This window comes from Roseateles sp. P5_D6, from assembly GCF_054049415.1.
Map to the genome: position 1 here is coordinate 55,925 of NZ_JBFUMK010000030.1, position 9,519 is coordinate 65,443.

The 9,519-nt window shown below is 68.3% G+C and carries 6 protein-coding genes; 2 read left to right on the plus strand and 4 right to left on the minus strand.

The features are described from left to right. Positions 1-181: 181 nt before the first annotated feature. The gene (locus tag ACXJKM_RS27690; protein WP_457356325.1) at positions 182-955 is read right to left on the minus strand and encodes a type IV pili methyl-accepting chemotaxis transducer N-terminal domain-containing protein; all 774 of its coding nucleotides are present in this window, start codon (positions 953-955) and stop codon (positions 182-184) included. Then, positions 955-3,405 (minus strand): nitrite reductase large subunit NirB, encoded by a 2,451-nt coding sequence (gene nirB / locus ACXJKM_RS27695; protein ID WP_457356326.1) that lies wholly within the window; start codon positions 3,403-3,405, stop codon positions 955-957. The genes ACXJKM_RS27690 and nirB overlap by 1 nt, the downstream gene beginning before the upstream one ends. A 338-nt stretch (positions 3,406-3,743) precedes the next feature. Here nirB and ACXJKM_RS27700 point away from each other — a divergent pair, with 338 nt between their 5' ends. Further along, positions 3,744-5,492, plus strand: coding sequence for a bifunctional protein-serine/threonine kinase/phosphatase (locus ACXJKM_RS27700; RefSeq protein ID WP_457356327.1), 1,749 nt, complete (start codon positions 3,744-3,746; stop codon positions 5,490-5,492). Between the two features lie 55 nt (positions 5,493-5,547). Here the strand turns inward: ACXJKM_RS27700 and ACXJKM_RS27705 are convergent, their stop codons facing one another. Then, on the minus strand, positions 5,548-6,012 hold the full coding sequence (locus tag ACXJKM_RS27705) for a hypothetical protein (protein ID WP_457356328.1): 465 nt from the start codon (positions 6,010-6,012) through the stop codon (positions 5,548-5,550). A 60-nt stretch (positions 6,013-6,072) separates the two neighbouring features. Beyond that, entirely contained in the window at positions 6,073-7,332 is a 1,260-nt protein-coding gene (locus ACXJKM_RS27710) for an MFS transporter (RefSeq protein ID WP_457356329.1), read from the minus strand. 195 nt (positions 7,333-7,527) lie between these two features. On the opposite strand from ACXJKM_RS27710, the gene ACXJKM_RS27715 reads away from it, so the two are divergent. Then, on the plus strand, positions 7,528-8,784 hold the full coding sequence (locus ACXJKM_RS27715; protein WP_056204553.1) for an ANTAR domain-containing response regulator: 1,257 nt from the start codon (positions 7,528-7,530) through the stop codon (positions 8,782-8,784). Positions 8,785-9,519 lie beyond the last annotated feature (735 nt).

Genomic DNA, 9,519 nt, shown 5'->3' on the forward strand with positions numbered 1-9,519 from the left:
CGATGTGCTTGCCGGTCGATCCGGCAAGCATCGCCGTCCCCGCGGGGGCTGAGGCCGGACACAAGGCGCCCAGTGGGCGGCTTGTGCCTGCCGAAGGGCTGCGGCGCGAGCCGCAGCGCGGTCTGCAAGACCGACTGGACTCGCTCGCGTTCAGCGACGCGAGGCTGGGCGAGGGGCAGATTCATGCCAGTTGGCGGGCAAACTGCCCCGTCACGGTTTCCATCACGGCGAGCAGGTTCTCGCTCGCCACGAAGACGTTGCTGGCCGTTTCCGGCCCTTGGCTCTCGCCGGCCAGTGCCGACTGTAGGAAGACCCATTGGTTGCGTGCAAGGTCCAGGTTGTCGCGGATGGCGGGCGTTCCTTCGGGGGCCGAAGCCAGCACGCGCATGGCGGTCTCGAACTCGGCGCGGGCCTTGACCGTTTCCTTGCTCACGACGTCGGATCGAGCGCCCTGCTGGCCGGCCATGAAGAACAGGGCCAGTCGCTGCGACAGCATGCGCTGCCGGCCCGACATGTTGACCAGCATCGCGGTCGCCGTGGTGGAGCGCTGCTGCAGTTGGCCGGTGGCGACATGGGCCAGGCTGAGCATCTCACCCGAGGTTTGCAGCAGCTCGTCGACGCGCTCGCGGCTGGGCTTGCTCTGCAGCAAGGCGCGATAGTCGCCAAAGCGGTGCTGCATGGCCTTGTAGCTGCCGGCGATCTCGGGCGTGGGCGCAAAGGCGAGCAGTTCGCTCAACTGGCGCTCGAAGCGGGCCTCGCTGGCCTCCAGCACCTGGCGCGCACGCGGCGCCAGCTCGGGACGCAGCTGGCCAAGCCAGGCCTTGCCCATGCGCTGGCTGAGCATGCGCTGGGCGCCAGCCTTGTCGATGGCTTCGCCGAGCTGGCTGATGCGGCTCTGAGCCAGGACAGGCCCGGAGGCCAGGCTCGCGAGAAGAATGACGCGGCGGTTCAGCATCAGACGGCCACCTTGTCGAACTGGCGCAGGTCCACGTGGGCCTTGTCGAAGTCGAACCACGGGTCGGGCTCACCGTCCAGGCTGAACTGCAGCTGCGCCCACAACGCCTTGCGGTTGTCGGCGTCCTCGAGGATCTTCTTCTTCACATGATCCAGGCCGACGCGGGCGACGTAGTGCACCGTGCGCTCCAGGTACCAGCCCTCCAGCCGGTAGAGCTGCAGGAAGGCGCCGCTGTACTCCAGCACCTCCTCCGGCGTCTTCAGCTTGCAGAAGAACTCGGCCACTTCGGTCTTGATGCCGCCGTTGCCGGCGACGTAGATCTCCCAGCCCGAGTCCACGCCGATGACGCCGACGTCCTTGATGCCGGCCTCCGCGCAGTTGCGCGGGCAGCCCGACACGGCGATCTTGACCTTGTGCGGCGCGTACATGCGCCACAGCGCCCGCTCCAGGTCTTTGCCCATCTGCGTCGAGTCCTGCGTGCCGAAGCGGCACCATTCGCTGCCCACGCAGGTYTTCACCGTGCGCAGSGCCTTGGCRTAGGCRTGGCCCGARGGCATGCCGATGTCYTTCCAGACGTTKWSSAGGTCTTCCTTYTTCACGCCCAGCARGTCGATKCGCTGRCCGCCKGTSACCTTGACGGTCGGGATCTKGTAYTTGTCSACCGCGTCGGCAATGCGGCGCARCTCCGAGCTCGTSGTYTCGCCGCCCCACATGCGCGGGATGACCGAGTAGCGGCCGTCCTTCTGGATGTTGGCGTGCGAACGCTCGTTGATGTAGCGGCTCTGCGGATCGTCGACGGCCTCCTTGGGCCAGGTCGAGATCAGGTAGTAGTTGACGGCCGGGCGACAGGTGGCGCAGCCATTGGGCGTCTTCCAGTCCAGCGCGCGGAACACCTCGGCCGAGGTCAGCAAGTGCGCCAGGCGAATCGTGTCGCGGGCGTCCTGGTGGCTGGCGTCGGTGCAGGCGCAGATGGCTTTTTTCTTGGGCGTGGCCGAGTAGTCGCCGCCGGCCGTGAACATGATGAGCTGTTCGACCAGGCCGGTGCAGGAGCCGCACGACGCGGAGGCCTTGGTGTGCTTGCGCACCTCGTCCAGCGTGAACAGGCCCTTGTCGCGGATGGCCTTGCAGATGGTGCCCTTGGCGACGCCGTTGCAGCCACAGACCTCGTCCGTGTCGGCCATCGCGGCCGCGCGGCTGACGCCCTGGTGGCCGACGTCGCCGATGTTGGCCCCCGCCTCGCCGAACATCAGCTTGTCGCGGATATCGCCGATCTTGCGGCCCTCGCGCAGCAGCTTGAAGTACCAGCCGCCGTCCACCGTGTCGCCATACAGGCAGGCACCCACGAGCTGGTCGTTCTGGATGACGAGCTTCTTGTAGACGCCGSCGAASGGGTCGCTCATSACGATCTCCTCCGTGCCCGCGCCGCCGGTGAAGTTGCCGGCACTGAAGAGGTCGATGCCGGTGACCTTGAGCTTGGTGCTGACCGAGGAGCCCAGGTAGCGGCCGATGCCGAACTGGGCCAGGTGGGTGGCGCAGACTTTGCCCTGCTCGAACAGTGGCGCCACCAGGCCGTAGGCGATGCCACGGTGGGCCGCGCATTCGCCGACCGAGTAGACGCGCGGGTCGGTGACGGTCTGCATCGTGTCGGTGACGACGATGCCGCGGCTGCAATGCAGGTCGGCCTTCTCGGCCAGCGCGGTGTTCGGGCGGATGCCAGCGGCCATGACGACGAGGTCGGCCGGCACGTCGATGACCTGGCCATTCTTGTCCTTCAATTTGATGGCCTGGACCCGGCCCGAGGGGCCGGCCACCAGTTCCTGCGTCTGCGCGCCCAGCATGAAGGTCAGGCCGCGGTCAACGAGGGACTTGCGCAGCAGGTCGCCGGCGACGCCGTCGAGCTGGCGCTCCATCAGCGTGTCGACCAGGTGCACGACCGTGACCTGCATGCCGCGCAGCATCAGCCCGTTGGCGGCTTCCAGGCCGAGCAGGCCACCGCCGATGACGACGGCGTGCTTGTATTTCGTCGCCGCGTCGATCATGGCGTTGGTGTCGGCAATGTCGCGGTAGGCGATGACGCCATCCAGATCCTTGCCAGGCACCGGCAGCACGAAGGGATTCGAGCCGGTGGCGATCAGCAGGCGGTCGTATTCCGCCGTCGTGCCGTCGGCCGCGATGACGCGGCGGCGCACGCGGTCGATCTCGGTGACCGTCTTGCCCAGGTGCAGCGTGATGCCGTTCTCCTCATACCAGGAGAGCGGGTTCAGGATGATCTCTTCGATCGTCTGCTCGCCGGCCAGCACAGGGCTGAGCAGGATGCGGTTGTAGTTGGGGTGCGGCTCGGCACCGAATACGGTGATGTCGTAGAGATCCGGCGTGATCTTCAGCAGCTCCTCCAGCGTGCGCACGCCGGCCATGCCGTTGCCCACCATCACGAGCTTCATCTTCTTCATGCCGGACTCCATACAACAAAGCTGGTCTGCCCTTTGCTTTGCAAGGCATGTGCCAGCGATGAAGCTGGCCTTCAGACCTGCCGCAGCGTGAGAAATCAACCTCAAACGCCCAGCGACGCCCCACGCCGAAGCGTTTGCTAGCCCGGTGCGGGTGCACTCATCCCTGAAACTGCACCAAGATGAAGCCCCTCGTCCAAGGCCTTGCCTTGGCCGGTCCCCCGAGGGGACGGCGATGCTTGCCGGCTCGACCGGCAAGCACATCGCCAGACGGGCCGGCTTGGGAGCGGCCCGGCGCTCGGCCCGCAATACCAACCGCTCACTGACAACGACTCACGCGCATGCGCTTCGAACTCGATACCGGCCTGTCCAGCCTGCAGGGCAAGCGTCCTCGCAACGAGGACTTCGCCGGCGTGCAGGCGCCGGCTGCGCACGAGGCCGAGCGCGGCTGGGTCGCGGCCTTGGCTGATGGCGTCAGCGGTGGCGAGCACTCGAATGGCGATGGCCTGATGGCCGCCCAGACCTCGGTCATGAGCCTGCTGCGTGACTTCCACGGCGTGCCCGCCGACTGGGACACCAGCGTGGCGCTGGACCGCCTGCTCGGGCACCAGAACGCTTGGCTCGCCTCGCACAACCGCCGCCCCGGGCCGGACGGTCAGCCGCGCGAGGCGCTGACGACGCTGACGGCCATCGCACTGCGCGGCCGCCGCTACGCGTTGGCCCATGTGGGTGACAGCCGCGCCTGGCTGCTGCGCGACGGCCAATGCCTGCTGCTGACCCAGGACCATCGCATGGAGCGCCGCGACTTCGCCGGCCTCACGCGCGCCCTGGGCCTGGACGATGCGCTGCGCCTGGACCACAGCGCCGGCGAGCTCAAGGTGGGGGACCGCCTGCTGCTGACCAGCGATGGCGTGCACGGCGCCCTGCGCAGCCGCCAGATCGCCGACCTGTTGCGCACCACGCCAGGCGCGCAGGCGGCGGCCGATGCGCTGACCGCTGCGGCACTGGCGGCTGGCAGCCACGACAACGCGACCGCCCTCGTCCTCGACGTCAAGGACCTGGCCGACCCGGGCCTGAACGACCTCGCGGCATTGGGCCGAACCTTGCCCAGCCCCGGGCCGCTCGGTGTCGGCGCGACGCTGGATGGCTACCAGGTCACCGCCGTCGTCGCCGACAACGGCGTGCACCGCCTTTTGCAGGCGCGCGAGCTTGCCACCGGGCGCCTCGTGGCCCTGAAGATGCTGCGCCCCGGCCGCGCCGACGATCCTGAAGAGCGCGCCATGCTGGCCCACGAGATCTGGCTGGGCCTGCGCCTGGCCGAGGCGCCCCGGCACCGTCGGCGTGGGGGTGAGAGCGGTTTTGTGCGCGTTCATGCGCCGGCCGATGGCGCCACCCACTTCTACGCCGTGTTCGACTGGCATGGCGGCCACACGCTGGAGCAACTGCTCGCCAAAGGCCCGCTGGATACGGTCCAGGCTCTGGGCCTGGCCAGCGCCGTCGCGCGCTCATTGAGCCTGCTGCATGCCGCCGGCGTCGTGCACCGCGACATCAAGCCGGCCAATCTGCATCTGGGTGAAGATGGCCAGTGGCGCGTGCTGGATCTGGGCGTCGCCCTGAGCCCACGCGCGCCCGCGGCCTCGCACGAGCTGCATGCCGGCACGCCCAGCTATATCAACCCCGAGCAATGGCAGGATCCGCCGACCCCGGCCGACGCGGGTTCTGACTTGTTTGCGCTGGGCGTGACCCTCTACCAGGCGCTGACGGGCCGCCTGCCCTATGGCGAGATCGAGCCCTACCAACTGGCGCGCTACCGCCGCGAGCCGGCCAGCGTCAGCCGGCTGCAGCCCAGCGTGCCCATGCCGCTGGACCGTCTCGTCATGCGCGCCGTCGCTCGCGAGGCCAAGGCGCGTTTCGAGACGGCCGACGAGTTGCTGCTGGCGCTCGAACGGCTGGCCGCCCGCGACCAGCCCGCCTCCGCGCGCCCGCCCAAGGCCGCGCGCGAGGCGGTGAGCGTCTGGCAGGTCGGCCTGGGCCTGTCCGTGCTGCTCAACCTGCTGCTGATTGCCTGGCTGGCCTTCCTGCCGCGCTAGGGCCTGTTAACGCTACGGCAACGCGACCCCTTGCCGTAGCGTTAACAGGCCCTATTCAGAGCCCAAGGCGGTCGCGGTTGATGCCCTTGACCTCGACATCAAACGTGCAGGAGCCGCTGGCTTGGCCGGTCGTGAACTCGACCGTGCCTGCCGCATGGCCGACCGTGTCTTTCATCTCGAAGCGCGTGAAGTGGAATTTGCCGGCCGTCACGCGCTGGCTCTGGCCTTGCACGCGGATGACCGAGCGCCACAGCGACTCCATGGACAGCGTGTAGTCGCCTGGGCCAGTGATGTCGACGGTCTTCAGCTCGACGTTGCTGGTCGGGGCTTCGCCGCCGTCCAGCGTCATCAGCCGAAAGCGCGACAGCTTGCCCGTCGCGCCGGCCTTGCCGCTGGGCGAGTAGTTGAAGTCGGCGTAGCTGTCGGAGACGCGGATGTCGGCGCCGGCAATCTTGCAGCTGGTGGCGGCCTGGGCGCCGGCGGCCAGACCGACGAGGGTGAGGGCGATGAGGGTCTTCATGCGCCCAGTGTGCCGAGAGTTGCGCGTCGGGCTGTCCCTCGCGCGAGGGGCAGCCGCGACTCAGGTGCGTTGGTAATGCACCGGATCGGCGTCCTGGCCGGCCGTGGCGGCTTGGCGTGCGCGGCCACCCTTCTCGGCCCAGGTGCGCGTCCAGCGGATCTGCATGACGCGCATGACCCCCAGCATCAAAACAGCCAACACCGCGAAGACGACAAAACCCCACATATAAGTGCCCGCATGCTGCTTGGACATGCCCATCAGATTGGGCACCAGGCCGCCGCCCAGGGCGCCGATCTCGCCGATCATCGAGCCGGCCACGGCCGTGGCCGCGGGCCAGCGCAGCGGCACCAACTGGAAGAGGGCGCCATTGCCCGCGCCCAGGGCCGCGAAGCAGACGATCAGCAGCAGCGTCGTCAGCACCAGCGAGCCGCTGCTCATGCCGATCAGGGCCAGCGTGATGGCGACGACGACCAGCACGAAGGTCAGCATGTTGACGCCGCCCCAGCGGTCCGACAGCCAGCCGCCGACGACGCGCACCGCCGCACCCATGAAGGCCGCCAGCATGGTCAGCTGGCCGGCCTGCACCTTGGAGACGCCGAACTGGTCGTAGTAGTAGGTGGGCAGGAAGGTGGTGAGGCCGATGAAGCCGCCGAAGGTCACGCCATAGATCAGGCTGAAGGCCCAGCCATCCTTCTCGAACAGGCAGGCGACGTGCTCGCGCAGCGAGGCATGCGCGTCGACATCGGGCGGCTCCTTGGCGAAGACGATCATGACCAGCATTGGCACCAGGATGGCGGCCGCCGCGAAGGCATAGACCGTCTGCCAGCCATAGGCCTGGGCCAGCGGCGGCGCGACGAGCACCGACACCGCCGTGCCGACATTGCCCGCGCCCACCAGGCCCATGGCCAGGCCCTTGTACTGCGGCGGGAACCAGCCCGAGCCCAGGCTCAGCGCCACGCCGAAGCTGGCGCCGGCAATGCCCAGCAGCACGCCCATGGCCAGCAGGTCGTCATAGCTCTTCACCATGAAGAAGCCATACAGCATGGCCACGGCGATCATGCCCATCTCGACCAGCGTCGCGTTCTTGCGGCCGATGTATTGCGACAGCAGACCGAGCGGGAAGCGCATCAGCGCGCCGGCCATGATCGGGATCGACAGCATCAGCCCCTTCTGGGCCGGTGTCAGGTGATAGGTCTCGCTGATGAAGGGCGCCAGCGCGCCATTGAGCACCCAGATGCAGCAGGAGAACGCGAAGTACAGGAAGGCGGCGAACAGCGTGGGGCTGTGGCCGGCGCGTTTGAAGTTCTGGAATGCGGACATCTTGGGCTCTATCGTGCTGGCTGCACGCGCCCACGCCAACCCACCGGTCGCGTGCCAGGGCGGCAAGGACGTGCAGCGGGAGGGTTTCCGCACCATTGCGGGAACCACGGCCGATACTTGCAAGCCTCATGCCCACCCGCCGGCAACGTCGCTGGCCTGTTTCTTGCGCCGTTTTGGGGCGTGAAGCCTGAAGCCATGCCTGATACCGCCGCTCCTACCTCGCTGCCCCTGCTGCCCTCGCTGATCTGCAGCCCTGAACCGCCGCCCCAGGTGGCCGCTTTGCAGGCCCTGGGCTGGTCTGTGTGCACCGTTTCGGAGCTTGCGCCGCCCGCCGACGGTCCGGCCGTCGGGCTGCTCTGGTGCCCGGACCGCACCGCCTTGGCGCAACTTCTGCACTCGGAGCGGGCTTTCGGCTTGCCCGTGGTGCTGCTGTCGCCGCCGCCTCAGGGGCCCGAGCGGCAGGCTGCGCTGGCCCGCGGTGCCGTGCAATGGCTGCCGGCCGATGTGGATGCCAGCGTGCTGGGCGAGGCCTTGCTGTGGGCGCGTGATCTGACTGCCCAGCAGCAGGCCCGCGAGCTCGCCGCCCAGGCCAAGCTGGACGAGCGCAAGTGGACAGAACGTGCCAAGGGCCTGTTGATGCAGGCCCGCGGCATCGACGAGGCGGCCGCCTTCGCGCTGTTGCGCAACACGGCGATGCAGACCCAGTCCAAGTTGCCCGAGGTGGCGCGTGGCGTCGTGCACACGAGCGAGCTGGCCGAAGCGCTGGAGCGCGCCGGCGCCCAGCGCATGCTGAGCCAGCGCCTGGTCAAGCTGCAGGCCCTGCGCCAGTGGCCGCGCCTCACGCCGCCCGAGCGCCGCGAGGCCCAGGCCTTGCTGGACGCTTCGGCCGAACGCGTGGCGGCCAACCTTGCCCGGCTGGCCGAGCTGCTGCGCCACGATCTGGCCGAGGAGTTGTCTGCCGTATCGGCCGCCTGGGCTCAGCTGGACGCCGCGCTGGCCAACCGCCAGCCCGACCTCGGCCGCAGCGACCGGGCAGCCCAGCGTCTGTTGGAAAGCAGCGAGACGCTGGTCGCCCGCCTGTCCGAACGCGCCGGCCAGCGCCCGGTCGGGCTGTTGGCTCAGGTCACGCGGCTGCGCTTGTTGAGCCAGCGCCTGGCCAAGGAAGGCCTGCTCGCCCAGGTCATGCCGGGCCACGACGCCAGCGGCCTCGCCGCGGGGCTTGATGAATTCATCAAGGCCTATGACAGCGTGCGCGCCGCGCCACTCGCAGGCCCGACCCTGCAGCCGGCCTTCAAGGACGTGGACGAGGCCTGGCTGCTGCTGCTGCGCGGCCTGCGCGTCGAGCAGGGCGACGCGGTGCAGCGCATGCACCAAGGCAGCGAGAGACTGCTGCAGGCGCTGGAGGCGTTGATTCAGGCGTTGCAGGGGTCGTTGCAGTTGATCTTGGGGTGAAGCTGGGTGGGTGCTTTTGCGTAGCAGGTGTTTGCTCGTTGCATTGCCGGGAGTCCGTCCCGGCGGCCGGGTAACTTTCTTCTGCGGCGCCAGAAGAAAGTCACCAAAGAAGAGGCGCTGAACCGCACACGAGCACCACACCGCCAAGTGTGGCGCGCGAAAACTCTCACTTCCGATTTGGGCAGACGCGACCCGCTGCGCTCTCGCTGCTGTCCCTGTGACGAGCGCCACGCATCGCCACTTCACGCCGCTTAACGCCGGCTGCACGCCGGGCTTATCAATGAAGGCGGCGTCGCTCGGGCGACGTGTCGGGCAGGTGAGCGCGGCAAGTCGCGTCGCCCGAGCGACGCTGCATTCGGTCTTCCTGGTGAGAACGGCGTGCAGCCGGCGTTAAGCGGGCAGGTGGCGCGATGGATGGTGAAGGTGATAGGGACAGCAGCGAGAGCGCAGCGGGTCGCTTCGTCCCGCTAAGCCCGAGGACGTTTTCGCGCGCCGCTGAGGGCGGTGACGCGATGGCGTGCGGTTCAGGGCCTCTTCTTTGGTGACTTTCTTCTGGCGCCGTGTATAGACCGGAGACATGGGTAACACCCGTGCCAGGACATGGGTAACACCTTCTCAAGTGTCCAACGTCGGCTCGCGCAGGTCGAACTGCGTGAACCGCTGATGGCAGAAGTACACGTCATGCAGGCCATCGCACTCCAGGCTCGGGCGGATGCCGATGGGCAGTCCCTGCAG